The organism is Micromonospora sp. NPDC049101, assembly GCF_040648675.1.
In the GTDB taxonomy this organism is placed as follows: Bacteria; Actinomycetota; Actinomycetes; order Mycobacteriales; family Micromonosporaceae; genus Micromonospora.
In genome coordinates this window covers 1-25,655 of the sequence record NZ_JBEZED010000007.1, presented here as the reverse complement: position 1 = coordinate 25,655, position 25,655 = coordinate 1, and the positions used below count along the sequence as shown (strand labels likewise).

Genomic DNA, 25,655 nt, shown 5'->3' with positions numbered 1-25,655 from the left:
ACCGACCGACAACCTGGGATGGACTTCGTCACCTCATCGTCACCGATCGGACCAGCGTCGGTGGCCGGCTTGACGCGGGGCTCACCCGGACGGGTCAGGCGCGCCCGGTGGCGTCCGCGGCTCGGGGCCGCCCCAGCCGCTGCCGCCCGCGCCGCAGCGGACGCGGGGTGACCAGGCGTTCGACCCCGCCGAGAATCACCTCGGCCAGCAGCGCCAGACCCGCCACCAGCACACCGCCGGCGACGATCTGCCCGCCGCCGGCCGCGATACCGATGCCGAAGCCGGTCCGGATGATCTGACCCAGGCCGCCGCCGTTGACGAACGAGGCCAGCGCGGCGGTCGCGATCACCTGCACCGCGGCGGTCCGGAAACCGGCGGCCAGGTAGGGCACCGCGAGCGGCAACTCGACGCGGCGCAGCAACTGCCCGCCGGACAGGCCCATCCCCCGGGCCGCGTCGCGGGCCTCCGGGTCCACCTGCCGCACCCCGGTGTACGCGTTGGCCAGCAGCGGCGGCACGGCGAAGACGGCAAGCGCCACCACGACCGGCGTCCGCCCGAAGCCGCTGGCGAAGGCCACCGGCAGGATGGTGAGCAGCGCCAGGGTGGGGATGGCCAGGGTGGCGTTGGACACCAGCACCACCAGGCCACCGCCCCGGCCGAGGTGCCCCAGCCAGAGCCCCAGCGGCCACGCCACCAGGCAGCCGAGCGCCACCGCCAGGGCCGAGATGGTCAGGTGCTCACCGAGCCGGTCCAGCATGCCGCCGGGGTTGGTCCAGTTGAGTGGGTCGTTGATCCAGGTGATCCCCTGGCCGATCGGATTTTCCGCGACGGTCACCGTGCCCTCCGGGCGGACCAGGGGGTCACCAGCCGGGCGACCAGGACGAGCAGGAGGTCGAGCACGAGCGCGAGCGCCACGCAGAGCAGCGCGGCGGTCATGATCTCGGCCTTGTAGAGGTTGTTCTGGAAGCCCGCGAAGATCAACTGCCCGAGGCCGCCGTGCCCGACCAGGACGCCGACTGTGACCAACGCCACGGTCGAGACGGTCGCCAGGCGTACGCCGGTCACGATGCCCGGAAGGGCCAACGGCAGGTCGATCCGGAACAGCCGACCCCACCGGCCGTAGCCCATCCCCTCGGCCGCCTCGCCGACCTCCGGGGGCACCTGGTTGAGCCCGGCCACCACGTTGCGCACGATCAGCAGCAGCGCGTAGAGGACCAGCCCGACCAGCACGGTGGTCGTCCCGGTGCCCAGGTAGGGCGCGATGAACGCGAAGAGCGCCAACGACGGGATGGTGTAGACGATCCCGCTGACCGCGAGGATCGGCCCGGCGAGCGGCCGGAACCAGTACGCCAGCACGGACAACGGCAACGCGATCAACACGGCGAGCAGCACCGCCCGCCCGGTGAGGGTGGCGTGTTCACGCACGGCGGCAAGGATCGTGTCAGAGTTGTCCCGCACGTACTGCCAGGAGAACCAGGGGTTACCCGGGTCGGCCCGGTAGCTCAGGCGGAAGGACATACGTGGACGTTACCCCGGAGGCTGCCGACGTGGCCTCATCCCCTCGCGCGGCGTCGATCTCCCTACAGGGCATCCAGAAGCGCTACCCGAACGGCACCGAGGCGGTCCGGGACCTCAGCCTGGACGTCCGGGCCGGCGAGCTGGTGGTGCTGATCGGCCCCTCCGGCTGCGGCAAGTCGACGGTGCTGCGCATGATCAATCGTCTGATCGAGCCGTCCGCCGGCCGGATCACGCTCGGCGACGAGGACGTGACGGATGCCGACCCGGTGCGCCTGCGCCGCCGCATCGGGTACGTGATCCAGAACGTCGGCCTGTTTCCACACCAGACGGTCCGGGCCAACGTGGCCACCGTGCCGGGCCTGCTCCGGTGGCCCAAACGCCAGACCCGGGCCCGGGTCGACGAGTTGCTCGACCTGGTCGGCCTGGACCCGGCCCAGTTCGGCGGCCGCTATCCGCACGAGCTCTCCGGTGGCCAGCGGCAGCGGGTCGGGGTGGCCCGCGCGCTCGCCGCCGACCCGGTGGTGCTGCTGATGGACGAGCCGTTCTCGGCCGTCGACCCGATCGTCCGGACCCGCCTCCAGGAGGAGTTCCTCCGGCTTCAGGCCGAGGTCCGCAAGACGATCGTCCTGGTCACCCACGACCTCGACGAGGCGGTCCGGCTCGGCGACCGGATCGCGGTGCTCTCCGAGGGCGGGCACCTGGAGCAGTACGACACACCGGCCGCGCTGCTCGGCGCCCCCGCCACCCCGTTCGTCCGCGAGTTCGTCGGGGCCGACCGGGGCATCCGCCGGCTGGCGGTGACCCCACTCGACCGGGAGGACCTGGAACCCGTACCCGGCGACGCCGCGGCGGACCTGCCCACCGTGGCACTGGACGGCACCGCGTACGACGCGCTGGCGGTGCTGCTCACCTCGGGACGGGACCAGCTCGTGGTGACCGACGCCGGCCGACCGGTGGGTGCGCTCAGTCGACACCGCCTGCTCGACCTGGGCCGCGCACCGAACTGACCGGACGACGACCGGGCTGCCGCGTCGGCGGCCCGGTCCCGGCCACCCCAACTCAGGCGCGACCGCGCCGGGCCAGCTCAGGCGCGACCGCGCCGGGCCAGCTCAGGCGCGACCGCGCCGGGCCAGCTCAGGCGCGACCGCCCAGGCTGGCGGTGCCGATGATCCAGCCGGTGAGGAAGCCGTAGCCGGCGCCGGCGCTGGCGTCCTGCAGGGCAACCAGCAGTGACGGATCCGGGCCGAGCAGCGCCGACAACACGGCGGCGAGCCCGCCGGCGAGCACGTACGCGGCCCAGCCGGAGAGGAACTGGCTGACCGAGCCGGGCACCCGGGCCACCTGCGCGGCGGGCAGCAGGTAGAGCAGGGCCACCGCGAGGACCACCAGCAGCACGGCTCGCAGGTCGGCGGCGAACAGGCCGCCGGCCTGACCGTCCGCGTGGAGCCGCCAGGCCGGCCACGCGAGCAGGCGCAGGTAGAAGGCGCCGGCCGAGTCCGGGTCGGTCTGGGCGGCGGCCCAACCGGTGTACGCCGGACTGCCGCAGATCCCGACAAGCAACAACACGGCGAGCGCGCCGGTGCCGGCCGCCGTGCCGTAACGGCTGACCGGGCCGGAGCGGTGGAAGAGTGACACCATCCGCCCAGGCCCCGAACCTGTCGTTCGGGCGGACCTGGGCTGCCCCGCGCGGCTCAGTGCTTCAGCAGGTAGTCGATGAAGGCGGCCCGCAGCAGCGGCGCGGACTCCTCGTAACCGTGACCGGTCAGCTCCCGCCACAGCGCGTTGGCCTCGTCGATGGTCGGGCCGATCGAGTTCGGTGCGCCGTCCAGCACCGTGGCCTCGTCCGCGTTCGGCAGGTGCCGCAGCACCGACCAGTAGAACTTGACGTCGCGACGCTCCCGGGCCAGGGCGAACGCCCGCTCCCGCAGCTCCTCGGTGGACAGCGCGTCAAGCTCGGCGAACGAGGTTCCGCCGGGGGCGGCGGCAGGTGTGTCGGTCATGTCGCCGAGCCTAACGGTCGAGATCAGCTCCGGCTCGGCGGACGCCACCGTGGTCACCGCTCGTCGACGTCCCACCGACGCGGGCCGTCCTCCCAGCGCGGATCCCGCCACGGGTCGACCGGTTGCGGCGCGGCCGGCGTCGGCAGCGTCGGAGGCCAGTTGTCGACCGACTGCGACTGCGGCATGGTCCAACCCGTGCTGATCGTGCCGTCGGTGACCGGTTCGGGTTTGTCGGTGCTGCCGGGTCGGGGCCGACCAAACGTCTCGACGAGCCGGGTGACCAGCAGCCCGGCGCCCAACACGGCGCCGCCGACCGCCCAGGTGCTCAGCGTCCAGCCCCGCTCCGGCGCGTACGCCCGAAAGACGGTGACCAGGCTGACCGCCAGCACCACGCCGAACACGCCGCCCCGGCGGCCGTACGCGCTGGTGCCGGCGAGCAGGGTCACCCCGATCGCCAGGACCGTCCAGTCCAGCCCCGAGGTGGGTGCCACCGGCCCGGGGTCGTTGGCGGCGATCAGCACACCGGCGAGGGCGGCCAGCACGGTGGAGCCGACGAGCGCGGCCCCGGCGACCACGGCGGCGGCGGCGCCCCGCCGACGGGCCGGGTCGGCGACCGGCCGATACCGGCTGACCAGCCGGCGAATCGCCCGGATCGCGCCGAACAGCCCGCCGAGGACGGCCACCGCCGCGAAGCCGGCGAAGAGGTATCCGGCGCTGCGCCCCGGGTCGTAGTCGCCCTGCACCAGCACGGGCGCCGAACGGCGTTCGATGAACACCACCACACCCGCCGCGCCGGCCAGGCTGGCGGCCCACGCCGGCACGTGCAGCACCACCACGACCAACGCCAGCGCGAGCCCACCCAGCGCGGCGACCGCCACGGCCGGGCCGACCGACGCCGGCAGACCCCGGTCACCCTGCTCGGCGTAGTGCAGGGCGGTGGCGACCGCGACCGGCCCGACGGCCAGGTTCGGTGCCGCGGTACGCAGACTCAGCCCGGCGGCCAGGGCGAGCAACCCCAACCCGACCGCGTCGACGAGCAACGCGCGCAGGTTGTCGGCGCGCAGGGCGGCCTGATCCTCCCGCCAGAGCAGCCAGCCCAGAGCGGCCAGCCCGGCCAGCAGCACGAACTCCCAGCCCAGCTGCACGCCGATCCGGTCCCGGCCGGGCTCACCGTGGGTGGGGTCGTCGAAGACGTTCTCCAGAACGGCGGCGGGCACCCCGGACGAGGGCTCGGCCGAGCGCTCCCGGCCCGCTTCTTCGTACCCCATGACGCCGCCTCCCCAGTGGCCCGGCCGTCCCCGGTCCGGCGCGCGGACGGACCGTGGGCGGCCCTTGCTCTCCGATCGCAGGCACCGTACCCGCGCCCGGAGCCGGGCGTAACCCCCTGCTCAGCGCTGGCCGGGACGGCTCTCCCGTGGGTCCTGCTCGCGTTCGTCGTCCGGGCGTTCCGGCACCCGGCAGGAGCGCTCCAACCACAGCGCGGCACCCACCAGAGCCAGCGAGGCGAGCAGGCCCCCGCCGGCGGCCGGACGATCGTCCAGGGCGGCGCGGGTGGTTTCCATGAAGAGCCAGCCGGCAAGCCCCGCGTAGAAGCCGGCGAAGATGGCCGCGGCCAGCGCCGACGCCTTGGCCAACACCACGAAACGGGCGACCAGCAGTGGGTTGACCGCGTCCCGACCGGGCTTGCGCTCGATCCGGCCCCGGGTGTTGATCGCGGCGTACGCCTCCAGCACGGCCAGCCCGGCCAGCGTCACCACCGGCAGCCAGGGCAGCCGGGGGATGCCGCTGTAGTAGAGGGAGCTGATCAGCAGCCAGGCCACCGCCGCCGCGGCCAGGGCGGCCACGACCAGTGTCGAGATCCGGGTGGGGCCCATCCGGGACCGATCCGGGTCGGACCCGCCCGGTGGTGGGGACTTCGCCTGCGTCATGCCGGCCGACTCCGCTCGGTCATGACGTCGACTCTAACGCCAACTCCGGCCGGGGACGCAGTTCCAGCGCGTCGGCCGCCGCGGGGCCGGTGGTGAGCAGGTCAGTCAACCAGCCGTGACCGGGCAGCCGACCGTACGGCTGGATGTCGATCCACGGCCGCAGCACGAAGGCGCGCAGGTGCGCCCGGGGGTGCGGCAGGGTCAGCTCGTCGTCGTCGCTGAGCACCGGCTCGTCGTCGTCGCCCCAGACCGCGATCACGTCCACGTCGAGGGTGCGCGGCCCGAACCGCCGCTGCGGGTCACGCACCCGGCCGGCCGCGCGCTCCGCGGCGCGGGCCCGCTCCAGCCAGTCGCGCGGGGTCGCCGTCGCGTCCTGGGCGAGCAGCACCGCGTTGAGGTACGCGGGCTGGTCGGCGTCGCCCCACGGTGGAGTCTCGTACACCCCGGAGAGCACGAGTACGGCGTCGCCGAACGACGTGACCGCCGTGCGCAGGTGGCCCAGCCGGTCGCCCAGGTTGCTGCCGAGCGACAGCACCGCCCTGGTCACTGGGCCCGCGTCCGGGTCATGGTGACGGCCACGTCGGTGAACGTGTGCGGCACCGGGGCCTCCGGCTTGTGCACGGTGATCGTGGCGGTGCCCACCCGCCCGTCGGCCAGGCAGACCGCGAGGAGTCGATCGGCCAGCGTCTCGATCAGGTTCACCGGCTCGCCGGTCACCACCGCGACCAGGCGTTCGGCCAACTCGCCGTAGTGGACGGTGTCGGTGACGTCGTCGCTGGCCGCCGCCGGAGCCAGGTCCATTTCGAGGACGGCGTCGACCACGAAGTCCTGTCCCTGGGCCCGCTCGAAGTCGTACACCCCGTGTCGGCCGTGGGCCCGCAGGCCGGTCAGCTGGATCCGGTCGGTCGTCATCGCCGTACCTCCTGCTCGTGATCGTGTCGTGCCCGCTCCTTGTCGTGCGGCGGCACGGCCAGGCGCGGGCTGCCGGTCGCGACCCAGACCGCCAGGGCGTCGGCGGTGGCCCGCACGTCGTGCACGCGGACGCCCCAGGCTCCCGCGGCGACCGCGAGCACGCTGGTGGCCACCGTGGCCGCCTCCCGCTGGGCGGTCGGTCGTGGGGTGCCGTCCGGGGCCGCGAGCAACCCGCCGAGGTACGACTTGCGGCTGGCCCCGAAGAGCAGCGGGCAACCGAGGTCCAGCAGCTCCGGCAGACGGGCGCTGAGTTCCCAGTTGTGCGCGGCGGTCTTGGCGAAACCGAGCCCCGGGTCGACGATGATCCGATCAGCGGAAACCCCGGCGGCCAGCGCCGCGTCGATCCGTTGGGCCAGCTCGGCCCGAACGTCGGCCACCACGTCGGTGTAGTGGGCCAGCTCGCGCATCGCGCGGGAGTGGCCACGCCAGTGCATCAACACCCAGGGGCAGTGCGCGTCGCGGACCACGCGGGCCATGTCCGGGTCGGCCAACCCACCGGAGACGTCGTTGACCACCGCCGCCCCGGCGGTCAGGGCGGCCTCCGCCACCCGGGCGCGGCTGGTGTCGATGCTGACCGCCACCCCGGCGGCGGTCAGCTCGCGGATGACCGGCAATACCCGGGCCACCTCGGTCGCGGCGTCGATGCGCTCGGCACCCGGCCGGGTCGACTCACCGCCGATGTCGACCAGGTGTGCACCGGCGTCGCGCAGACGGACGCCGTGTCCGACGGCCGAGTCGAGGTCGGCGTACCGTCCGCCGTCGGAGAAGGAGTCCGGTGTGACGTTGAGGACGCCCATCACCACCGGGCCCGAGGCCCGCACCAGATCGGTCACGACTAGACGGTACCGGTCGCGGCGGCGGCGCCAATCGACCCGGGTCGGCTCCCCCGACCAACCCTGACGTGCTGATTAGAACAGGTGTACGATCGGTCATCCGGGCAGCATCGGGCAGCCTCTTCGCGGCTTGTCGCAATCCGGGGCGGCCCGTACGCTTTGGAATTGGCCAGCATCGAGATGGCGAAGCTTGGAGGGAGGGCCGAAGCGGGAAAAATCCGCCCAAACCTCGCCACGCTACGTGGTGAGTAACGAACGCAGGGTCAAGAACGCTGCGCCCTGTGGAGCAGATTTCCGCCAGGCTCGCCTTTTGCACCGCCGCGGCACCGCCGGCCGCGCTATGGGGAGGTTCCAGTGATCGCCTTCGAGCTCATGGAGACGGCGTCGTCCGGCGTCGCCCACGCGCTCTCCACCCTGGCGTCGACTCCGCTCGCCGAGCCGGCACCGAAGGGGATCGACACCAACAGTGTGGTCACCTTCTTCGCCAGCAAGATCGCGCCGATCCTGCTGGCCGTCCTGGGCGTCATCTTCATCGGCCGGGCCAGCCGGGGCGAGATCTCCAAGGTGCTGACCAGCTCCGCGATCGCGATCGTCGGGCTCGCCTTCATCGCCGGCGCGGCAACACTCTTCTTCGTCGGCGATTACCTGATCGACCTGATCTTCGAATAGGCGCGTTCACCAGATGCGGCTGCGCACCGACGACGACATCTACCGGGCCCGCCTGGTCTACCTCGGGCCGCCCGGTTACACCCTTCCGGTCCACCTGCCCTACGCCCAGTACGGGCTCTTCATGCTCCTGGTTCCCCTCTACATGTTCATCCACTGGCTGTTCACGTTGACGGTCGAGCTCTTCCCGGCCTGGGAGATCGCGCTCGCCATCGTGACCACGTCGTTCATCTTCCGGCACGTCGACCCCGACCGGCCGGCGCGGGTGGTCATCCGCACCGCGCTGACCGACTGGCGACGCACTCGGGAGCCGGCGATCGAGCAGCGCGACCCGCGCCTGGTCGGCAGCCGGATCAGGATCCGGGAGGAGCTGGCATGACCGGGCGTACGCCGATCGGTCCGTGGCACGACGCGGGCAGGGCCTGTTTCACAAGGGCGGTCGAGCCGAGGCGGAGCCCGGGCGGCGATCCGGCAAGGCGCGGTTTCGTCTGGATACCGGTGTCGTATCCGGGCGAAACCGCAACGCCGCCGGTCGTCGTTCGGGCCCGCCGCAGGCTGGCCAGCCTTCCGCCGGTTTCGAGGGCTGTCGTATGAGTCGCTCGTCCACGCCGGGTCCCCCGGCCGGCCACTCGGCCGTGCCGGCCGGTCACCGTGCGCAATCGTTCGACTACGCCGAAGACGAGGACGAGGTGGCGCTCGATCCCGCGCTGGTGACGTCGCCCGGCCACGGCGCGGTGGGTGTGTTCCAGGCACCCCGGCCGGTCCCCCGCCGGACACCACCCGCCGAGCCCAGTGCGGTCTCGGCCGGCGAGAACGCCGACATCGACTCCCCCTTCCTGGACCTGTTCGGCGGGGCACGACCCAACGCCGCGCGAGCCCTGCCGGCCGGCCCGGGCACCCGGGAGCAGCCGGCGATCCCGGCCCAGCCGCCGACGGCCAGCCCGGCACCGGCCCGCCCGGTTCCCGAGCTCGAACCACCGTGGACGCCCGACGACCAGCCCCGCAGCGGCCGCCGGTCCGTCGAGCCACGACACGGCGGCGGCCACCCGGCCAGCGAGTCCCGGGTGCCGCACCAGGCCGGCGATCGGCTGCCGATGCTCCGTCCGTCGGATGAGCCCGACCCCGCCCCCACCACACCACCGGCGAGCACCGGTCCGGTCAGACCACCGGCGAGCACCGGTCCGGTCAGACCACCGGCGGGCACCGGTCCGGGCAGCGGCCCGGCGAGCACCACGCCGGGCAGCCGCTCCACGGCCGCGCCACTCAGCCGGCCAGCACCCCAGTCCGGCCGACCGGCAGCTCAACCGGCCCCGGCCGAGCAGCCGCCCAGCGCCGGCCGCACGGACCGGCCGGCGCTGGAGGGCACGGGACGCCGCGCCACCGACTCGGACCGACCCGAGGACTCCGGCACCGAGCCGAGCGGGCGGGAGATCGCCCCGCCCCGGCAGCGCGCCGCCAGCCGACCGGACCGACCCACCAAGCCAACCCGGGTCCGCGCCCCGAAGATCAAGTTCGGGGATCGGGACCCGTCGGTCGAGCTGGCGATCACCGAGATCGCCGGCCACCTGACCTTCACCCCCAACACCGTCACCGCCTGGTATTGGCTGCCCGAGGTCCGCTGGGCATTCCGGCCGGACGCCGAGCGGGAAGCGCTGCTGTCGGCCATCTCCGAGCAGTACGCCGGCCTGGCGGGCTTCCGGCTGCACCTGCGCCGCACCACCCGGCCGTTCCCCGCCGACGAGTGGGCGCGCACCATCGACGCACACACCCACGCACCCCTCGCCGACGTGCCCGGCACCACCAGTTGGGCCGATCACCTGGTCGCCGCCCAGCGGCACCTGATGGCTGTCAACCACGCCGAGGGGCAGACCTACCTGGGCGTCACCTTCGCCCGGCGCTCCCTCGGCGACTCGCTCACCGAACGCCTGCTACGCACCTTCGGCCGGGGCACCGCCGAGGGCGAACGCCGCAAGCTGGGCCGCACCGTGGAGCAGTTCGACGAGGTGCTCGGCGCGTTCGGCATGCGCGGCCGGCGGGTCACCGCCCAGGAGTTGGAGTGGCTCCTCTACCGCTCGGTGGCGCTGTGCATGGCACCGCCCGGCACGCTCTCCCCGGTCACCGACGGGCGCTGGGAGCGCGGTGACCTGCTCGCCCTCACCGAACAGGTCGAGCGCTACCGCACCCCGTACGGCTCGACGGTGAAACTCGTCAACCGGATGACCGGCGAGGAACGGCACGTCGCCGTGCTCGCCGTGGGCCGGATGGAGCCACTGGAGATTCCCGAGCGGCACGAGCCCTGGCTGCACTTCCACGAGCGGCTGCCCTGGCCGATGGAGATCTCCACCCGCGTCGACATCCTCGGCTCCGGCGACTCCTTCCGCAATCTCGAACACCGGCTGCGGATGATCCGCTCGCAGCAACTCGACTACGCCGAGCACGGCATCGACGCACCCCCGGAGCTGGAGCGGCTGGCCAAGCGCGCGCTGGTGATCGGCGACGAGATGACCACCGGCCTGCCCGTCGACTCGGCCCGTGCACACGGCTGGCACCGCATCGCCGTCGGCGGCCGGACCAGGGAAGAGTGTCTGGAGCGCGCCCGCCGGCTCATCCAGCTCTACTCCCGGGAGCTGCGCATCTCCCTGCAGCACCCGAAGAACCAGGACTGGCTGGCCCGCGAGTTCATCCCCGGCGAGCCGATCGCCAACACCGGCTACGTCCGCCGCATGCCGGTGCCGTTGCTCGCCGCCGCGCTTCCCCAGGCCGCCTCGAACGTGGGCGACCGCCGGGGTGACCTGATCGGCCGGACCGCCGGCACCTGCCGTCGCCCGGTCTTTCTCGACCTGCACTTCCCCATGGAGGTCCGGGAACGCTCCGGGCTCGCGGTCTTCGTCGCCGAACCGGGCGGTGGCAAGTCGACCCTGCTCGGCGCACTGGGCTACCTGGCCGCCCGCCGAGGTGTCCAGGTGACCCTGCTCGACCCGTCCGGGCCGCTGGCCCGACTGTGCGCGATGCCCGAGCTGCGACCGTACTCCCGGGTGTTGAACCTGACCGGCTCGGAACACGGCACCCTGGCCCCCTACTCGCTTATCCCGACGCCGCTGCGCAGCGAGTTCGGCACCGGGGCCTCCGGTGACCGCGAGTTCGAGATCGCCGTCTCCAACGCCCGAGCCGAGCGGCGGATGCTGGTCCAGGACATCTGCATGATGCTCGTGCCGCCGCAGGTGGCCCGCGAAGCGTCAACCGCCACCCTGTTCCGGCACGCGGTCCGTCAGGTTCCCGCCGAGGAGACGTCCACCCTGGACGACGTGGTGAGCTGCCTCGGCCGTCTCGACGACGACGCCGGCAAGGAGCTGGCCAACCTCCTGCTGGACACCGCCGAGATGCCCCTGGCGATGCTGTTCTTCGGCCGGCCACCGGAGGGGCTGCTCGGCGCCGACGCCGCACTCACCGTGATCACCATGGCCGGCCTGCGGTTGCCCGACCTGAAGATCGAACGGGAGTACTGGTCGGCCGAGGAGGCCCTGGCGCTGCCGATGCTGCACACCGCACACCGGCTCGCCGTCCGCCGCTGCTACGGCGGGTCGATGTCGTCGCGCAAACTCGTCGGCCTGGACGAGGCCCACTTCATGGAGGGCTGGCGATCCGGGCGTTCCTTCCTGGTCCGGCTCGCCCGAGACTCCCGCAAATGGAACCTCGCCGCGCTGGTCGCCTCGCAGAACCCCCGCGACATCCTCGGCCTCGACGTGCAAAACCTGGTCTCCACCGTCTTCGTCGGCCGGATCGCCGAGGACGCCGAGATCGCCTCCGAAGCGCTGCGGCTGCTGCGGGTGCCGGTCAACGACGGGTACGAAGCCACCCTCGCCGCACTCTCCGCCGCCGACACCAGCTCGTCCAGCCGCCTCGGCTTCCGCGAGTTCGTGATGCGTGACGTCGACGGCCGAGTGCAGAAGGTCCGCGTCGACGTCTCGTACGTCGAAGGGCTGCTGGACCACCTCGACACGACGCCCGCCGCGATCGCCGCAGCGGCCGGAGTGCTGCCGAGCATTCCCCTGCCAGACCTGGAGGCGTGACATGGCGAGGGCTTGGGCAAGGATCGCGTCGTTCCTGCTCGCCCTCGGCGTACTGGCCGGGGCCACCGTCACCTGGCCGCTGCTCGGCGGGGGGACCGCAGTCGCCGCACCGCCCGTCGCCCAGGCCCGCGCCGACCTCTGCACGACCGCCGAATGGCAGGCCGACTTCCGCGCCTGCGTGGGCAAGTTGAAGCAGGTCAGCCAGGGTGAGATCGAGTGCCTCAAGCCCCCTGTACCCTCCGCCCCCGATTCGGGCCTCGCCGGCTGGTTCGCCTCCCGCCCGGACTCATCCAAGTTGCCCGGCCCCAAGGGCATCTACAGCGATTACGGCTACGGCGGCTACAGCTACAACACCTATGACGTTGACGGCGGCTGCGCTTCCACCGTCCTCCATCCGGACTACAAGTTCACCACCACGGTTGCCAACGGTGAGCTCATGATGGCCACAGCGGTCGTCGGTGCTTCAAACGCGCTGCGCGAACGGGCATGGGACCCACGCACGATGTGGAATTGGGCCGACCCGCTAGTAGAGAAGGCCACCAAGGCCATCTATCAGAAAGTGTTCAGCGTCTTCGGCATCGTCACGCTTTGCGTGGTGGGTCTCTACCTACTCTGGCGCTCCCGCCAGTCAGACATGAGTAACGCGATGACGACGGCAGGGTGGGCTCTACTAGTGATGGTGGCGGTCACCGCGTTGGCCGCCTGGCCGGTCAAGTCGGCGAACATTGCCGATGGCACCCTGATCACCTCTCTCGGCGTCGTGCACGACGCTCTAGGCCCGGCGTCCAGGGACATTCCTGCCGACAAGTGTGTGCTCCCCAATCCGGATGCTTGTGTCGACAAGCGGCCGCCGGCCGTACGGGCCAGCGACACCGCTACTGAGGCGATGCTCTACCGCAACTGGCTGCGCGGTGTACTCGGCTCGGCCGACAGCGAGACCGCCAAGAAGTACGGCAGGGCACTATACGACGCCAAGTCGCTGAGCTGGGGTGAGGCGGAATCAACCCGCTCTAATCCCGCTACTCGTGATTTGGTCACAAAGACCAAGCAGCAGCAGTGGATGACGGTCGCGGCGCAGATCAAGACCGAGGACCCGGAGGCGTACGAGTTTCTGACGGGAGCCCGCGACATGGACCGAATCGGCTCCGGATTCATCGCGATGCTCGCGGCCGTACTCTTCGCGATGTTCGATCTGACGGCGTCGGTGCTGGTGTTGCTGGGCTTCCTGATCTTCCGGTGGGCGGTGATCGCGGCACCCATTCTGGGCACCATCGGTCTGCTGCGGCCGGCCAGCGCAGGCCTGCGCCGGTTGGCGAACGCCGTGGTCGCTGCGGTGTTCAACATCGCCATCTTCGGCACCGGGGCCGCCATCTATCTCTTCGCCGTCGACCTGATCATGAGCACCCCCACGCTGCCGGGATGGCTTCAGGTGGTGCTGGTCTGGCTCTGCGGAGTGGTCGGCTGGCTGCTGCTGCGGCCGTACCGGCGGATCACTCAACTGGGGGGCAAGGACAGCAGCGAAGCGATCGGCTCGGCCGGGTCCTGGCACCGTCGGTTCTTCCGCGACATGCGGACCGCCGCACGGCTGGACGTGGCAGAGCCGGGCGGCACGGCCGAGCCAGTGGGCGGACGTCGACGGTCGCCCGACGCCGAGCAGACCCGACTGCGCCCAGAGGCCCGGCGGGAGGATGCTGCCCCGGTACCAGCTGCGGCAACCGAGGGCCGACGAGCAGACGCCGCGCGCCCCGACGGTCGAGAACGGGCCGACGAGGCACCGCCGGAGGAGACGACGGGTGGGGGCCGCCCGGTCGCCCCGCAACCCCGGCGACGACAGCCGGCAACCTGGACCGAGCCCGATGTACCTGCGGAGAGCCCGTCGTTCGTGGTCTACCGACCGGGCTCTACCGAACGTGTGCCGGATCGCACCGCACCTCGGGTGCGCTCAGAAGCGAGGTGAGATCATGCGACGGGCGTTGGAGTTCCTCTTCACCCGGGCGCTGCGGTCGCGGCTGGGCATTGCGCTGGCAATCGGACTGGTCGTCGTCGGCGTACTCGGGGGGGCCCGACTGATCTCCCACCCGGTTGACTCGGCGGACGGGTTAAGCAGCCGACCGGATGGGCCGATCACGACCGTGGACCCGACAACTGGCGACGACGGCCTGCTCAACAGTGGGGCTCTGCCATCACCCGTGACGTCGCCGGGTGCCCGCACTCCCGAACAGACCGCCGACCGCTTCGCGGCGGCCTGGCTGGGCCGCCCCGGGATGACCGCCGATCAGTGGCAAGCTGGCCTACAGCCGCTCTCCACGCCGGCGCTGAGGGAGAAGCTGACAGGCGCTGAGCCCGAGAGCGTGCCCGCCGAGAAGGTCACCGGCCCTCCAACCATGCAGGAACGGACCGAGACCTTCGTCGAGATGTTGCTCCCTCTTGATTCCGGCCGGCTCCGGCTGGAGCTGGTCACCTCCGATGGGGGTTGGCTGGTCGATGCGTTGGACTGGGAGCGGCCGTGAACAATGTTGGCAACCCGTCCCGCAGCCGACCTGTTCGGCTCGGTGTGATCGCCGCGGCGCTTACCGGAATGCTGCTTCTGCTCTGTTGCGCCGGCGGCACCGCCGCGTTCTTCCTCACCGGGCTTGGCGGTGACGACGCCGAACCCGGGGACACCTTGGCAGGCTTGGCGTGCGGGCCGGTCCGAGCGGTGGACATGACGGGCAAGCTACCGCGATTCACCGAGTACGGCGACACCCAGATCCGCAATGCCGCGATCATCATCAAGGTCGGCCAAGACATGGGCGTTCCCCCGCGAGGCTGGGTGGTTGCTGTCGCCACAGCGATGCAGGAGTCAGCCCTTCGCAACCTGGCGAACAGCAGGGTCCCTGCATCCCTGGCTCTGGCGCACGAGGGCGTCGGTGCGGACCACGACTCGCTGGGCCTGTTCCAGCAGCGACCGGGGTGGGGCACGGTAGCCGAACGATTGACCCCTGCATACGCGGCACGGAAGTTCTACGAGAAGCTTGTCAAGGTGGGAAGTTGGCAGCGCCAACCGCTGAGCGTAGCCGCGCAGCGGGTGCAGATCAGCGCGTACCCGGACGCGTACGCCAAACACGAGGAACTCGCCAGCCGGATCGTAGACGCGCTGTCCGGCGGCGCTGCCCGCACTGTCGAAGTCAACAGTAAGGCGGTCTGCGACGCGGCCGAGCACGGCCAGATCGCGGCCTCCGGCTGGACCGCACCGATTCCTGGCAAGGTCGGCTCCGGGTTCCGCACCGCGAGCCGACCCGGCCACGACGGCGTCGACATCGGCGCGGCCAAGGGCACCGAGATCCGGGCCGCTGCGGCTGGTCGTGTGCTGGTCTCCACCTGCGATGAGGACTACCGTGGCCGGCAGGACTGCGACGTGGACGGGTTCCCTGGCAAGAAGGGCTGTGGCTGGTACGTCGACCTGCTGCACGCCGGTGGCTACATCACCCGGTACTGCCACATGGTGGTTCAGCCCTTCGTCGACCTAGATCAGATGGTGGCGGCCGGCGAGGTGATCGGAAAGGTCGGCAGCAGCGGCAATTCCTCCGGCCCGCACCTGCATTTCGAAGTACACCTGCGCAACAACCGCCACGCCTCAGGCGCGGTGAACCCGGTCCCGTTCATGCGCCAGCGTGGCGCCCCGCTGCGCGGCGCTGAGTAAGGCCACCACGGGCATGACCGGACCGTTGCCGGACCCGTTCGCCGACCAGCCGGACTGGGCGCCCCGGCCACCTCGGCCGTTGGCCATCGTTCCCGCGACAGAGCGGGTCGAGTTGCGCGGACATCGGGTGCTGGTCGGGCTGCCGGGGTTGGGCTGGCGTGGCGACCTGCGCGCGGACGACCGGGTGGTCCAGAGCGCCCGGACCTATGTGCCCGTGATCCCCGAGTACGAGTGGTACCGGGCCGAAGCCGACCAGGTCGAGGTGTTCGCGCCATTGGTGCCCGTGGAGCGGGTCTGGGTGGAATCGGTCGGCGACCGGAAAGCCGAGGACAGCCCTCGGGACAGCGGCATCCGGTTGGTTTCGCTGGACGGGCCGGCACATCGGGCCCCCACACCCGTCTTCGAGGCGGACGCGGTCACCGGGCGGCGCGTGGTGCACGTCGAAGGCGGTCTTGAGCGCCGTGATCTCCGAGCGGTCACCGAGATCTATTCTGGCGCCGAGGGGGACATCTGCGTGCGGATCACTCCCGAGGTGGAGTGGTACCGCTGGGCCTGGCGCGGGCAGCCACCCACTACTTTGGAAGTACCGGTCCATCTCCTGTGGATTGAATGAGGCCGCCTAAGCTCGCTCCGCTTTGCACACACGCCAGCCATCTTGGTGGCGAGTCTCAAATCGCCATCGTTGGCGATCGCTCTGCGATATCCCGTCGACGAAGGCCGAGAGAATGAGGTCAACCTCGACGTTGGCGAGATCACCCTGCCGCTGAATATTGATGTCCTCCCAACTCGTTGAGATCGTCGCGTTAAAGCGCTGTTCACGCGTTAACAGATCTTCCCGTAGAAGGCGCAAATCATCTAAATCTGCATCAGTCTCACAAAGGAGCTCGCTTGCCCTCGCGTCGTTACGGTCCGCCAGGAATGATTGGATGAAGCCGGCCACCGCCACGTCCGGTGTACTACGGTCCGGGGCGGATGCGCGGTGGTAGAGAACGAGGCCCGTGACGAGCCCGCCGAGGCAGAGCAGCGCGAGCACCCCGGCGACGACCGTGAGCACCGTGCGCATTCGGCGGCGCGGCGGCTGCGACTCTGGCGGCCCTGGGGCGGGCGGCAGCTGCTCGGGTGGTGTCCGCTGGGCCGGTACGCGGGAGACCTGGGAACCGGCGGGGGGCTGCACTGATTCCACCTCCTGACGTTATCGGCTGGACGGCCCGGAGCCAATGCCTCAGATCCAGCGGATCGTGACGGACCCCTACCCATCGGTGAGATCCACGACATCACCGGCGCAGCGCCGTGGCACCTCCCGGAGGAGCAGCCTCGACTGGGATACCGTCTCTGCTCGGGGAGGGGTTGCCAACCTCGGGCAGAGGGGGTGGACGCGGTGGCCGGTCCGAAGTCACGCACGAACCGCGCCGCGGCTCTGCATCGCCGGGCGGCGGCTGTCGCGACCGCTGCCGCCGGGATCCTGGACGAGACGCGGCCGGCCCCTGCCGACCAGCGCCGCCAGTACGAGCTTGCCGATCGCCTTCGGGCGGTCGCCGCGCGGTTGGCCCCGGGCTGGTCGGGCGCCGCGTTGGATTCCCTCACCGTGGACTCGCCGGCGGGTGACGGCCCGCCGCCGTTCGTCCGGGTCGGCACGGCGGCACCGTTGGACGACGCCCGCTTTCCCGCGTTGGTGCCACTTGTCGGCACGGGTCACCTGAGTGTGGACGCCGACGCTCGGGAGCCACGGGTGGCCGGCTTGCTCCGATCCGTACTCCTCCGGTTGTTGGCCGCGACGCCGGCGGGCGCGTTGTTGATTCGCGCGGTGGATGCCACGGGTGCCGCGCTGACCCCGTTCGGAGCGCTCGCTGATGCTGGCCTGCTGCCGCCGCCGGCGGTGGATGTGGCGGGTCTGCGTGCGGTGCTGACGGAGGCGGAGCAGTGGATCACGCCGGGGGCGAGTGGGCGACGCCGCCACGACCGCACGCTGTTGCTCGTGTTCGCCGCTCTGCCGGAGTCGACCGGCCCGACCGATCTGGCGCGGATCGAGGCGCTGGCCGAGCAGGGGCCTGCCGCCGGCCTGCACCTGATGGTGGCGGGCTGGCCTCCGGCCGGTCCGCACGCGGTTCGGGCACCGCTGCCGCACAGCACACCGCTGGCGCTGCGCAACTCGTACGCGCTGCTCGGTGACCCGCCGTCGGCGTCCTTTGCCGGTCCGGGGGCGGATCCGCCGGGCGGATTGAACTCACCGGTCTTCGTGGAGTCGGACCCGCCGGCTGACCTGGTCGACGCGGTCTGTCGGCGGCTTGCCGAGCAGGTGGAGGCCGGCTCGCGGTTGGGGTTGGCGGCGTTGCTGCCGCCGACGGGCGACCGGCTGTGGGAGTCGGACTCCACGGACGGGCTGACCACCACGGTTGGTGATGCCGGCGGGCGGTCGGTGCCGCTGGGCTTCACCGAGCTGACCCCGCACTGGCTGGTCAGTGGGCGGTCCGCGGCGGGTCGCGCGGCGTTCCTGACCACCGCGATGCTTGGACTCGCCGCCCGTTACGGCCCGGACGAGCTGATGCTCTACCTGGTGGATCTCGGCGACGGTGAGTCGTTCGTGGAGTTTCTGCAGACCGAGCGGGACCGGTCGTGGATTCCGCAGGTGCGTGCGGCGGCGATGGCCGCCGATCGGGAGTACGTGCGGGACCTGCTCGACGAGTTGACAGCCGAGGTGCAGCGCAGGGCGGAGGCTGGGGCGCGGGCCGGCGGCCAACGCTTCGCCGAGCTGCGTCAGCATCAGCCGCTGCCCCGGATCGTATGCGTGTTGGATAATGTGCCGCTGCTCTTCGCCGAGCGGGACCGGCTGGCCGCCGAGGTGGCCGCCCAGTTGGACGGGCTGGCTCGGGCCGGACGGGCATACGGCGTGCACCTGGTGTTGGCCGGTGCGGGCGAGCTGGGGTTGAGTGCCCGCGCGGAGAAGGGGCATCGGGATTCGGTGCTCGGGCAGTTTCCGGTGCGGGTGGCGCTGCCGGGCGGCAGTCCGGTGCTGGAGCCGACGAACGACTCGGCCGCGGGCCTGCCGGTGGGCAGTGCGGTGGTGAACACTGCCGGCGGGCTCGGCGGCCCCCGGGGCGCGATCCGAGGTCACGAACGGCTGATCCGGCACCCCGATCCGCAGGATCACCCGCAGGTGGTGGAAGGGCTTCGGCACGAGCTGTGGGAGGCCCGTCCGGCCGGGTCGGTGCCGCCGGTCGTCTTCGCCGGGTACGCCCGCCCTCTGCTCGGCAACGATCCGCGGCACCGGGCCGCGTTGGCGGGGCAGTCGCACGGGCCGGCCGCCCTGCTGGGCCGCGCAGTGGACGTGGCCCGTTCGACGGTCGCCGTACCGTTGGGGCCGGCCGCGGGCCGCAATCTCGCGGTGCTCGGATCGGGTGCGGCGGCGGGCGGGCTGTTGGCGACGGCAGCTCGCAGCACCGCGGACCATCATGCGCCGGGCACCGCCCGTTTCCTGGTGGCGGCACCCGACCCGGGCGCCCGGGCACTGGCGGAGGCGTTGACCGCGGAGCTGGCGACCCGGCATTCGGCGGAGCTGGTGGATGTGCCGACGCTGCTCGCGGATCCGGCCGACGACCTGCCGACGTATTTGGTGGTCTTCGGTCTGGACCGGCCGGGCCCGCGGGAGTTGCCGGTGGACCGGCTTCGTGCGCTGCTGCGGGACGGGCCGCCGACTGGCCGGCACCTGCTGGGCTGGTGGCGTGCGGTGCCGCCGTTCGCCGCACTGCTCGAACCAGCTGGCGAGATCGACAAGCTGGCCGCCGTGGTCGTGCTGGACGTGCCGGTCGCGCAGCTCACCGCGGTCTTCGGGCGGGCGGTGGAGTGGCGGGGCCGGCCCGACCGGGCGGTGCTCTGGGACGGTCCGGACGAGCGGGGCACGGTCCTGGTGCCGTTCGCCGACGAGGCCGGGTGATCCGGTGGCGCGGGCAGGGGGTGTCGAGATGGGTCCGAAGGCGACGGTGACCGGGCCGGGGCGGCAGCGGGTCCCCGCGGCGAACGAGGACGCCACGCAGGCGACGGTCGAGCCCAGCTCGGCCTGGGCGGAATACCTGGCCGCGGCCCGCCAACTGGACGGGGTACGCCGCAGTGCGGCTGCCGCCGCCGGCGAGCAGGCCCGGTCGGCGGAGACCGCCCGGGAGGAGTTGACGGTGGTCCGTACCGGGCTGGCGAGCCAGCAGGAACGGCTGCGTGAGCTGGGCGTACCAGCGATTTCCCTGGTGCCGTCGCCGCCGGAGCTGAGCGAGGCGTCCCGGTCGATGGCGGGCGGCCCGGCGGCCGTGCTGGCGGCGCTGCGGGTCGCGCGGGGCCGGGCCGAGGCGGCCGACGCGGCCCTGGCCGCGCGGCGCCGGTTCCGACCGGGGTCCTGGCCCGCGCGGCTGCGCAACCTGCTGGTGTACGGGCCGTTCGCGCTGGTGGTGCCGCTGATCCAGATCGCGGTGTACGCGGCGACAGGAGTGGGAGCGGCAAGTGTGTCCGCGTTGATCTGTGGGTTGCCGATGCCGGCTGTCGCGTTCGTCGCCGGCTGGGTGGGCATTGGGCGGTTGTTCCGCGTGAGCCCCGCCGAGCGACTGGACCGGACGGTGCGCTTCGGCGCGCTGGTGTGCCTGGTGCCGGCGGTGCTGGTAACGGCAGGCCTGCTGCTGGTCCTGCTCGCCGGCTGATCCGCCGGCTCGCCGGGGACAGGCCGGCTGGCCGGGGACGGCAGGCGGATGCATCCGCCGGGGACGGGTCGGAACGCAGTGGCCGGCCGCCCCTGGAAGGGGTCGGCCGGCCGTCGTGCATCGGAACGTCAGCGGGGAATGATCAACGCCATCGCCTCGGCACGGGACTTGGAGTCCGACTGCAGGACGCCGCGCACCGCTGACGTGATGGTCTGGGCACCGGATTTCTGGATGCCGCGCATCGCCATGCACATGTGCTCGCACTGGAGCACGACGACGACGCCGCGTGGGGCGAGTTTGTCCATCAGCAGGTCGGCGACCTGCGAGGTGAGCCGCTCCTGCACCTGGGGCCGGCGGGCGAAGACCTCGACCAACCGGGCCAGCTTGGACAGGCCGGTGATCCGCCCGTCCGGGCCCGGGATGTAGCCGATGTGCGCGCTGCCGCGGAACGGCAGCAGGTGGTGCTCGCAGAGGCTCATCACGTCGATGTCCCGGACGATCACCAGCTCTTCGTGGTTGGCCTCGAAGGTGGTCTTGAGCACCTGGGCCGGGTCGACGCGCAGGCCGGCGAAGAGTTCGGCGTACGCGCGGGCGACCCGGGCCGGGGTCTGCTGGAGCCCGTCGCGGTCCGGGTCCTCGCCGACCGCGATGAGGATCTCCCGGACGGCCTTCTCGATGCGGCCCAGGTCGACGGCGTCCTCGACGGGACGGCCGGTCAACCGGCCGCTGATCAACCGGGCGGCAACGTAGTCCAGCCCGTCGTCGCCGTCGGGCTCGGTCGCGGAGACGGCCAGCTCCCGGTGGGGGGAGCTGGCCGTCGAGTCGTCGCTCAGTGCGTACCGTCCGAGTTGTTGGACGGCGCCCCGCCACCGACGGACGCCTGCGCGCCGTCGGCCTGGGCCTGCGCCTTGAGCTTGTCCTTCTCCGCAGGGGTGAGCACGGGCGGCTCGGTGGAGGGCTGGCGCTTACCGAAGCCGTTGTACGGCGCCAGCGGCGGGCGCTTGACCACCCGGGAGCAGATCCGCGCCATGTCGGCCGTGGAGAGGGTTTCCTTCTCCATCAGCTCGAGCACGATGTTGTCCAGGACGTCCCGGTATTCGACCAAGATCTCCCAGGCCTCGTCGTGCGCCAGCTCGACAAGTGCCCGCATCTCGCCGTCGATCTCGGCGGCCACCGAGTCGGAGTAGTCCCGCTCGTGGCCCATGTTGCGGCCGAGGAATGGCTCGTCTCCGCTGGTGCCGTACTTGATCGCGCCGAGCTTGGAGCTCATGCCGTACTGGGTGATCATCGCGCGGGCCAGTTGGGTGGCCTTCTCGATGTCGTTGCCGGCACCGGTGGTGGGCTCGTGGAAGACCAGCTCCTCGGCGGCCCGGCCGCCCAGCGCGTACGCCAGGGTGTCGATCATCTCGGCGCGGGTCTGGGTGTACTTGTCTTCGGTCGGGAGCACCAGGGTGTGGCCCAGCGAGCGACCACGGGACAGGATCGTCACCTTGTGCACCGGTGCGGCGTGCGGCAGCGCCCAGGCGACAAGCGCGTGGCCACCCTCGTGGTACGCGGTGATCTTCTTTTCCTGGTCGCTCATGACGCGGGTCCGACGCTGCGGACCGGCGACCACCCGGTCGATCGACTCTTCGAGCGAGTCGTTGCTGATCGCCCGCTGGTCCTTGCGAGCGGTGAGCAAAGCGGACTCGTTGATCACGTTGGCCAGGTCGGCGCCGCTGAAGCCCGGGGTGCGCCGTGCCACCGCGTCGAGGTCGACGTCGGGGGTGAACGGCTTGCCCTTGGCGTGCACCCGCAGGACGGCCTTGCGGCCCTCCATGTCGGGGGCGTCCACCGGGATCTGCCGGTCGAACCGGCCCGGGCGCAGCAGCGCGGGGTCGAGGATGTCCGGCCGGTTGGTGGCCGCGATCAGGATGACCCCGCCCTTGGTGTCGAAGCCGTCCATCTCGACGAGCAGTTGGTTGAGCGTCTGCTCGCGCTCGTCGTGACCGCCGCCCATGCCGGCGCCACGGTGCCGGCCGACGGCGTCGATCTCGTCGACGAAGACGATCGCCGGGGCGTTGGTCTTGGCCTGCTCGAAGAGGTCGCGGACTCGGCTGGCGCCGACACCGACGAACATCTCCACGAAGTCGGAGCCGGAGATCGAGTAGAACGGCACCCCGGCCTCGCCGGCGACCGCGCGGGCCAGCAGCGTCTTGCCGGTGCCGGGTGGGCCGAACAGCAGCACACCCTTCGGGATCTTGGCGCCCAGAGCCTGGTACTTCGCGGGGTTCTGGAGGAAGTCCTTGATCTCGTGCAGCTCCTCCACGGCCTCATCGGCACCCGCGACGTCCGCGAAGGTCGTCTTCGGAGTGTCCTTGGTGATCATCTTCGCCTTGGACTTGCCGAAGTTGAGCACCCGGGAGCCGCCGCCCTGCATCTGCGACATGAAGAACAGCAGCAGGAGGACGAGCAACGCGATCGGCAGCAGGTTGACCAGCAGGCTCACCCAGATGCTGTCCGAGGAGACCTTGGCGTCGGCCGGACCGGTGACGCGGTTGGCCGCCTTGGCGTCCAGCACCTCGTTCCAGATCTCGTCGCCGACCTGGTACGGGAACTGAGCCTCGATCTTGTTGGTCTCGGTCTTGCCGAACTTGGTCTTCTGGGCCAGGTCCAGTTGGAGCGTCTGCTCCTTGTCCTGGAAGACCACCTTGTTGATCTTGGCGGTGTGGAGCTGATCGAGCGCAACGGAAGTGTCCACGCGGTGGTAGCTGGGACCAGCGGTGAACAGCTGACTGAGCACAACTGCGCCGAGGATGACCAGGATGATCCAGACCACCGGTCGGCGGAAGAAACGCGTACGTTCCATACTGTTGTCGAGCGCCGGAGCGCCCGCATCCTCCTGATCGACGTCCTGACCATCTGATTGGTGTCGCCGCGGTGAGCGGCGGCCGGAGCTGCCATGCGGGGCGGCCTCGACCCCCGAGGCGCGAAAACTGCCGCGCCGCGGTCATTCGACGGTACACCGTGTACGCGAGGAGCGAGCTCGCGAGCCCCGCACTGGGCGCACCTTTGATATCGATGGCACGCACCGTGGGCAGGCCCACCAGCCCCGCGACCCGCGTACGGCGGGTCCGGCTGAAACCGGCGTGGCGGGGAGTCCGGCCCGGCCGCCTGGCGGCCCGGTCGAGCGGCCGAGAGGGGTCGGGCGCGGAGTAACCTCCGGGCCACCGGGTCCACGGTAGTCGCAACAGCTGAGAGCGCGCTGAACGTCGGCTTGATGGGTGCCGATGCGAGTCGACCTCACGCTCCCCCGGGCCCCGCCCGGAGGGTCGCGGCGGGCGTCAGGAGCGGGCGTAGACCTCGGGCTTGAGCACCCCGACGTAGGGCAGCTCCCGGTAGCGCTCACCGAAGTCCAGGCCGTAGCCGACGACGAACTCGGTGGGGATGTCGAAGCCGACGTACTTGACCGGGACCGGCACCTTGACCGCGTCCGGCTTGCGGAACAGCGCGACGACCTCGACGCTCGCCGCGGAGCGGGACTCCAGGTAGCGCAGCAGCCAGGAGAGCGTGAGCCCGGAGTCGACGATGTCCTCGACGACCACCACGTGCCGACCGGCGATGTCCCGGTCCAGGTCCTTGAGGATGCGGACCACCCCGGACGAGGTGGTGCCCTGGCCGTACGAGGAGATGGCCATGAAGTCGAGCTCGGCCGGGGGGCCGTTGCGGCCCAGCGCCCGGGCGAAGTCGGCCATGAACATCACCGCGCCCTTGAGTACGCAGACCAGCAGCAGGCCGTCAGTCACGTGGGAGTAGTCGGCGGAGACCTGCTTGGCCAGCTCCGCCGTCTTCTCGCGGATCTGCGCCTCCGAAATGATCACGTGGTCGATGTCGGCGTCGTACCAGGAGCCGTCAGCCATGACTCCTAGCCTGCCGTACGTCGGATGGCCTCCGTCGGCGGGGCCGCACCTTTTGGCGCGGTCCCGCCCGGGATTTTCTGGGCAAATGATGCTAATCGCATCAGTTGGTGCGTGACCGCCAGCGGCGACCGCCGTCGCTGGGCTTCCAGTCGGCCGAATCGTGACTGTCGGCGGTGAGGCCGGCCGCCGAGGCGGCGACGAGCAGGACGAGGAACAGGAGGAAGAACAGGAACTCCATGGCGGCGCTCGCTTTCGCATGATTGCTGTCGGTTTCGCCGCCGGTGCGCACCGGACTGACACCAGTCTCCGACCACTCGACCCGATCGGACAGTGGCAGTGATGCCACTAAGCATCGATTTACTGCCACCACTGGGGTTACCCTCGTCACATGCTCCGATCCGTTGCCGTTCTCGCCCTCGACCAGGTCGCCCCCTTCGAGCTCGGCGTGCTCGCCGAGGTGTTCGGCACCGACCGGACCGCCGACGGTTTTCCCGGCTACCGCTTCCAGGTGTGCAGCCCGGGCGGCGCTCCGGTGCGTACCTCGTCCGGCTTCCACCTCACCCCGCACGCCGACCTCGGCCCGGTGGACGAGGCCGACCTGGTGGCCATTCCCGCGCACAGCCAGGGCACCAGCGTCCCCAGCCCGGTGCTCGACGCGCTACGGCGGGCCGACGCCCGCGGAGCGCACCTGTTCAGCGTCTGCTCCGGAGCCTTCCTGCTCGGCGAGGCCGGGCTGCTCGACGACCGGGAGTGCACGACCCACTGGCGGTACGTGGACGAGTTGCAACGCCGGCACCCACGCGCCCGGGTGCGCTGCAACTCGCTCTACGTCCAGGACGGCCGGCTGCTCACCAGCGCCGGCACGGCCGCCGGCATCGACGCCTGCCTGCACCTGATCCGCCAGGAACACGGCTCGGCCACCGCGACCCGGCTGGCCCGGCGGATGGTGGTCCCACCGCACCGCGACGGCGGCCAGTCCCAGTACGTCGAGGCACCCATCCCGAAGGCGCCCGAGGCCCCCACCCTGGAGCCGGTGCTGGAGTGGCTGATGGGGCACCTGGACCGAACGACCACCGTGGAGGAGTTGGCCGCCCGCGTCGGCATGGCACCACGCACGTTCGCCCGCCGGTTCCGCGCCGAGACCGGCACCACCCCACACGACTGGCTCACCAACCAACGGGTGCTGCTCGCCCGGCGGCTGCTCGAAGAGACCCCGTTGAGCGTGGAGGCCGTCGCCGACCAGTGCGGCTTCGGCGACGCCGCGGCGCTACGCCACCACTTCACCCGCCGGGTGGGCGCCACCCCGCACAGCTACCGGACCACCTTCCGGGACCGGGCGCACAGCGGCTGAGGCCCTCGGCACCGGCTCGTACCGCTGGATGACCCGGGCAGGCGGCCGACCGATGCA

At 71.5% G+C, this 25,655-nt stretch carries 25 protein-coding genes; 11 read left to right on the top strand and 14 right to left on the bottom strand.

Translation table 11 applies throughout. The features are described 5' to 3' along the window. Nucleotides 1-94 precede the first annotated feature (94 nt). Entirely contained in the window at nt 95-835 is a 741-nt protein-coding gene (locus AB0B57_RS11510) for an ABC transporter permease (protein WP_357067940.1), read from the bottom strand. Further along, nucleotides 832-1,518 carry an ABC transporter permease gene (locus AB0B57_RS11505; RefSeq protein ID WP_357067938.1) on the bottom strand — a complete coding sequence of 229 codons (687 nt, stop codon included), beginning with the start codon at nt 1,516-1,518 and terminating at the stop codon, nt 832-834. The genes AB0B57_RS11510 and AB0B57_RS11505 overlap by 4 nt, the downstream gene beginning before the upstream one ends. 29 nt (nt 1,519-1,547) lie before the next feature. Between AB0B57_RS11505 and AB0B57_RS11500 the strand changes: the two genes are divergently transcribed. After that, on the top strand, nt 1,548-2,525 hold the full coding sequence (locus AB0B57_RS11500) for an ATP-binding cassette domain-containing protein (RefSeq protein WP_357067936.1): 978 nt from the start codon (nt 1,548-1,550) through the stop codon (nt 2,523-2,525). Between the two features lie 127 nt (nt 2,526-2,652). Here AB0B57_RS11500 and AB0B57_RS11495 read toward each other — a convergent pair whose 3' ends face one another. The 7 genes from AB0B57_RS11495 to folP all read right to left on the bottom strand — a co-directional run bounded on the left by AB0B57_RS11495 (nt 2,653) and on the right by folP (nt 7,251). Continuing rightward, complete coding sequence (locus AB0B57_RS11495) at nt 2,653-3,156, bottom strand: hypothetical protein (protein WP_357067934.1); 504 nt, start codon at nt 3,154-3,156, stop codon at nt 2,653-2,655. 53 nt (nt 3,157-3,209) lie between these two features. Next, nucleotides 3,210-3,518, bottom strand: coding sequence for a hypothetical protein (locus tag AB0B57_RS11490; RefSeq protein ID WP_030489956.1), 309 nt, complete (start codon nt 3,516-3,518; stop codon nt 3,210-3,212). A gap of 53 nt (nt 3,519-3,571) precedes the next feature. After that, nucleotides 3,572-4,786, bottom strand: coding sequence for an ABC transporter permease (locus tag AB0B57_RS11485; RefSeq protein ID WP_357067931.1), 1,215 nt, complete (start codon nt 4,784-4,786; stop codon nt 3,572-3,574). 120 nt (nt 4,787-4,906) lie between these two features. Then, nucleotides 4,907-5,446: a DUF3180 domain-containing protein gene (locus AB0B57_RS11480; protein WP_357067929.1), complete on the bottom strand. Its 540-nt coding sequence runs from the start codon at nt 5,444-5,446 to the stop codon at nt 4,907-4,909. A 19-nt stretch (nt 5,447-5,465) separates the two neighbouring features. Further along, nucleotides 5,466-5,993, bottom strand: a complete 528-nt coding sequence (gene folK, locus AB0B57_RS11475; protein WP_357067927.1) for a 2-amino-4-hydroxy-6-hydroxymethyldihydropteridine diphosphokinase — start codon at nt 5,991-5,993, stop codon at nt 5,466-5,468. Further along, nucleotides 5,990-6,358, bottom strand: a complete 369-nt coding sequence (gene folB, locus AB0B57_RS11470; RefSeq protein WP_357067925.1) for a dihydroneopterin aldolase — start codon at nt 6,356-6,358, stop codon at nt 5,990-5,992. Before folB ends, folK begins: the two co-directional genes overlap by 4 nt. Beyond that, the gene (gene folP / locus AB0B57_RS11465) at nt 6,355-7,251 is read right to left on the bottom strand and encodes a dihydropteroate synthase (protein ID WP_357067923.1); all 897 of its coding nucleotides are present in this window, start codon (nt 7,249-7,251) and stop codon (nt 6,355-6,357) included. Before folP ends, folB begins: the two co-directional genes overlap by 4 nt. Nucleotides 7,252-7,605: 354 nt before the next feature. On the opposite strand from folP, the gene AB0B57_RS11460 reads away from it, so the two are divergent. The 7 genes from AB0B57_RS11460 (at nt 7,606) to AB0B57_RS11430 (ending at nt 16,282) form a co-directional block, all read left to right on the top strand. Next, on the top strand, nt 7,606-7,920 hold the full coding sequence (locus tag AB0B57_RS11460; protein WP_074315118.1) for a hypothetical protein: 315 nt from the start codon (nt 7,606-7,608) through the stop codon (nt 7,918-7,920). 13 nt (nt 7,921-7,933) lie between these two features. Continuing rightward, nucleotides 7,934-8,296 (top strand): hypothetical protein, encoded by a 363-nt coding sequence (locus AB0B57_RS11455; RefSeq protein WP_007466101.1) that lies wholly within the window; start codon nt 7,934-7,936, stop codon nt 8,294-8,296. A 211-nt stretch (nt 8,297-8,507) separates the two neighbouring features. Beyond that, the gene (locus tag AB0B57_RS11450) at nt 8,508-11,987 is read left to right on the top strand and encodes an ATP-binding protein (RefSeq protein WP_357067921.1); all 3,480 of its coding nucleotides are present in this window, start codon (nt 8,508-8,510) and stop codon (nt 11,985-11,987) included. Nucleotide 11,988: 1 nt separating this feature from the next. Next, nucleotides 11,989-13,944, top strand: a complete 1,956-nt coding sequence (locus AB0B57_RS11445; protein ID WP_357067919.1) for an MFS transporter — start codon at nt 11,989-11,991, stop codon at nt 13,942-13,944. Between the two features lie 4 nt (nt 13,945-13,948). After that, a complete protein-coding gene (locus tag AB0B57_RS11440; RefSeq protein ID WP_357067917.1) occupies nt 13,949-14,497 on the top strand; it encodes a hypothetical protein in 549 nt (182 codons plus the stop codon). A 68-nt stretch (nt 14,498-14,565) separates the two neighbouring features. After that, nucleotides 14,566-15,669 carry a M23 family metallopeptidase gene (locus AB0B57_RS11435; protein ID WP_357067915.1) on the top strand — a complete coding sequence of 368 codons (1,104 nt, stop codon included), beginning with the start codon at nt 14,566-14,568 and terminating at the stop codon, nt 15,667-15,669. A gap of 13 nt (nt 15,670-15,682) precedes the next feature. Then, the gene (locus tag AB0B57_RS11430) at nt 15,683-16,282 is read left to right on the top strand and encodes a hypothetical protein (RefSeq protein WP_357067913.1); all 600 of its coding nucleotides are present in this window, start codon (nt 15,683-15,685) and stop codon (nt 16,280-16,282) included. A 6-nt stretch (nt 16,283-16,288) separates the two neighbouring features. Here AB0B57_RS11430 and AB0B57_RS11425 read toward each other — a convergent pair whose 3' ends face one another. Next, complete coding sequence (locus AB0B57_RS11425; protein WP_357068427.1) at nt 16,289-16,843, bottom strand: hypothetical protein; 555 nt, start codon at nt 16,841-16,843, stop codon at nt 16,289-16,291. Nucleotides 16,844-17,038: 195 nt separating this feature from the next. Between AB0B57_RS11425 and AB0B57_RS11420 the strand changes: the two genes are divergently transcribed. Next, nucleotides 17,039-19,600, top strand: coding sequence for an FtsK/SpoIIIE domain-containing protein (locus AB0B57_RS11420; RefSeq protein WP_357067911.1), 2,562 nt, complete (start codon nt 17,039-17,041; stop codon nt 19,598-19,600). A 28-nt stretch (nt 19,601-19,628) separates the two neighbouring features. Further along, on the top strand, nt 19,629-20,348 hold the full coding sequence (locus AB0B57_RS11415; RefSeq protein WP_357067909.1) for a hypothetical protein: 720 nt from the start codon (nt 19,629-19,631) through the stop codon (nt 20,346-20,348). Between the two features lie 128 nt (nt 20,349-20,476). Here the strand turns inward: AB0B57_RS11415 and folE are convergent, their stop codons facing one another. From folE to AB0B57_RS11395, 4 genes are all read right to left on the bottom strand, one after another. Next, the gene (folE, locus tag AB0B57_RS11410) at nt 20,477-21,142 is read right to left on the bottom strand and encodes a GTP cyclohydrolase I FolE (RefSeq protein ID WP_357068425.1); all 666 of its coding nucleotides are present in this window, start codon (nt 21,140-21,142) and stop codon (nt 20,477-20,479) included. A 35-nt stretch (nt 21,143-21,177) separates the two neighbouring features. Beyond that, the gene (gene ftsH, locus AB0B57_RS11405; RefSeq protein WP_357067907.1) at nt 21,178-23,196 is read right to left on the bottom strand and encodes an ATP-dependent zinc metalloprotease FtsH; all 2,019 of its coding nucleotides are present in this window, start codon (nt 23,194-23,196) and stop codon (nt 21,178-21,180) included. A 475-nt stretch (nt 23,197-23,671) separates the two neighbouring features. Next, nucleotides 23,672-24,247 carry a hypoxanthine phosphoribosyltransferase gene (gene hpt, locus AB0B57_RS11400; RefSeq protein ID WP_179781302.1) on the bottom strand — a complete coding sequence of 192 codons (576 nt, stop codon included), beginning with the start codon at nt 24,245-24,247 and terminating at the stop codon, nt 23,672-23,674. A gap of 100 nt (nt 24,248-24,347) precedes the next feature. Beyond that, nucleotides 24,348-24,536, bottom strand: coding sequence for a hypothetical protein (locus AB0B57_RS11395; RefSeq protein ID WP_357068465.1), 189 nt, complete (start codon nt 24,534-24,536; stop codon nt 24,348-24,350). A gap of 99 nt (nt 24,537-24,635) precedes the next feature. Here AB0B57_RS11395 and AB0B57_RS11390 point away from each other — a divergent pair, with 99 nt between their 5' ends. Next, entirely contained in the window at nt 24,636-25,598 is a 963-nt protein-coding gene (locus AB0B57_RS11390; protein WP_357067905.1) for a helix-turn-helix domain-containing protein, read from the top strand. The last annotated feature ends 57 nt before the right edge of the window (nt 25,599-25,655 follow it).

Excerpts from the sequence above, each read along its gene's own strand:
- AB0B57_RS11505 (WP_357067938.1), bottom strand. The coding sequence starts at position 1,518 with ATGTCCTTCCGCCTGAGCTACCGGGCCGACCCGGGTAACCCCTGGTTC.
- AB0B57_RS11495 (WP_357067934.1), bottom strand. The coding sequence starts at position 3,156 with ATGGTGTCACTCTTCCACCGCTCCGGCCCGGTCAGCCGTTACGGCACG.
- AB0B57_RS11490 (WP_030489956.1), bottom strand. The coding sequence starts at position 3,518 with ATGACCGACACACCTGCCGCCGCCCCCGGCGGAACCTCGTTCGCCGAG.
- AB0B57_RS11485 (WP_357067931.1), bottom strand. The coding sequence starts at position 4,786 with ATGGGGTACGAAGAAGCGGGCCGGGAGCGCTCGGCCGAGCCCTCGTCC.
- AB0B57_RS11480 (WP_357067929.1), bottom strand. The coding sequence starts at position 5,446 with ATGACGCAGGCGAAGTCCCCACCACCGGGCGGGTCCGACCCGGATCGG.
- folB (WP_357067925.1), bottom strand. The coding sequence starts at position 6,358 with ATGACGACCGACCGGATCCAGCTGACCGGCCTGCGGGCCCACGGCCGA.
- AB0B57_RS11455 (WP_007466101.1), top strand. The coding sequence starts at position 7,934 with ATGCGGCTGCGCACCGACGACGACATCTACCGGGCCCGCCTGGTCTAC.
- AB0B57_RS11450 (WP_357067921.1), top strand. The coding sequence starts at position 8,508 with ATGAGTCGCTCGTCCACGCCGGGTCCCCCGGCCGGCCACTCGGCCGTG.
- AB0B57_RS11445 (WP_357067919.1), top strand. The coding sequence starts at position 11,989 with ATGGCGAGGGCTTGGGCAAGGATCGCGTCGTTCCTGCTCGCCCTCGGC.
- AB0B57_RS11440 (WP_357067917.1), top strand. The coding sequence starts at position 13,949 with ATGCGACGGGCGTTGGAGTTCCTCTTCACCCGGGCGCTGCGGTCGCGG.
- AB0B57_RS11435 (WP_357067915.1), top strand. The coding sequence starts at position 14,566 with ATGCTGCTTCTGCTCTGTTGCGCCGGCGGCACCGCCGCGTTCTTCCTC.
- AB0B57_RS11430 (WP_357067913.1), top strand. The coding sequence starts at position 15,683 with ATGACCGGACCGTTGCCGGACCCGTTCGCCGACCAGCCGGACTGGGCG.
- AB0B57_RS11415 (WP_357067909.1), top strand. The coding sequence starts at position 19,629 with ATGGGTCCGAAGGCGACGGTGACCGGGCCGGGGCGGCAGCGGGTCCCC.
- ftsH (WP_357067907.1), bottom strand. The coding sequence starts at position 23,196 with ATGGAACGTACGCGTTTCTTCCGCCGACCGGTGGTCTGGATCATCCTG.
- hpt (WP_179781302.1), bottom strand. The coding sequence starts at position 24,247 with ATGGCTGACGGCTCCTGGTACGACGCCGACATCGACCACGTGATCATT.
- AB0B57_RS11390 (WP_357067905.1), top strand. The coding sequence starts at position 24,636 with ATGCTCCGATCCGTTGCCGTTCTCGCCCTCGACCAGGTCGCCCCCTTC.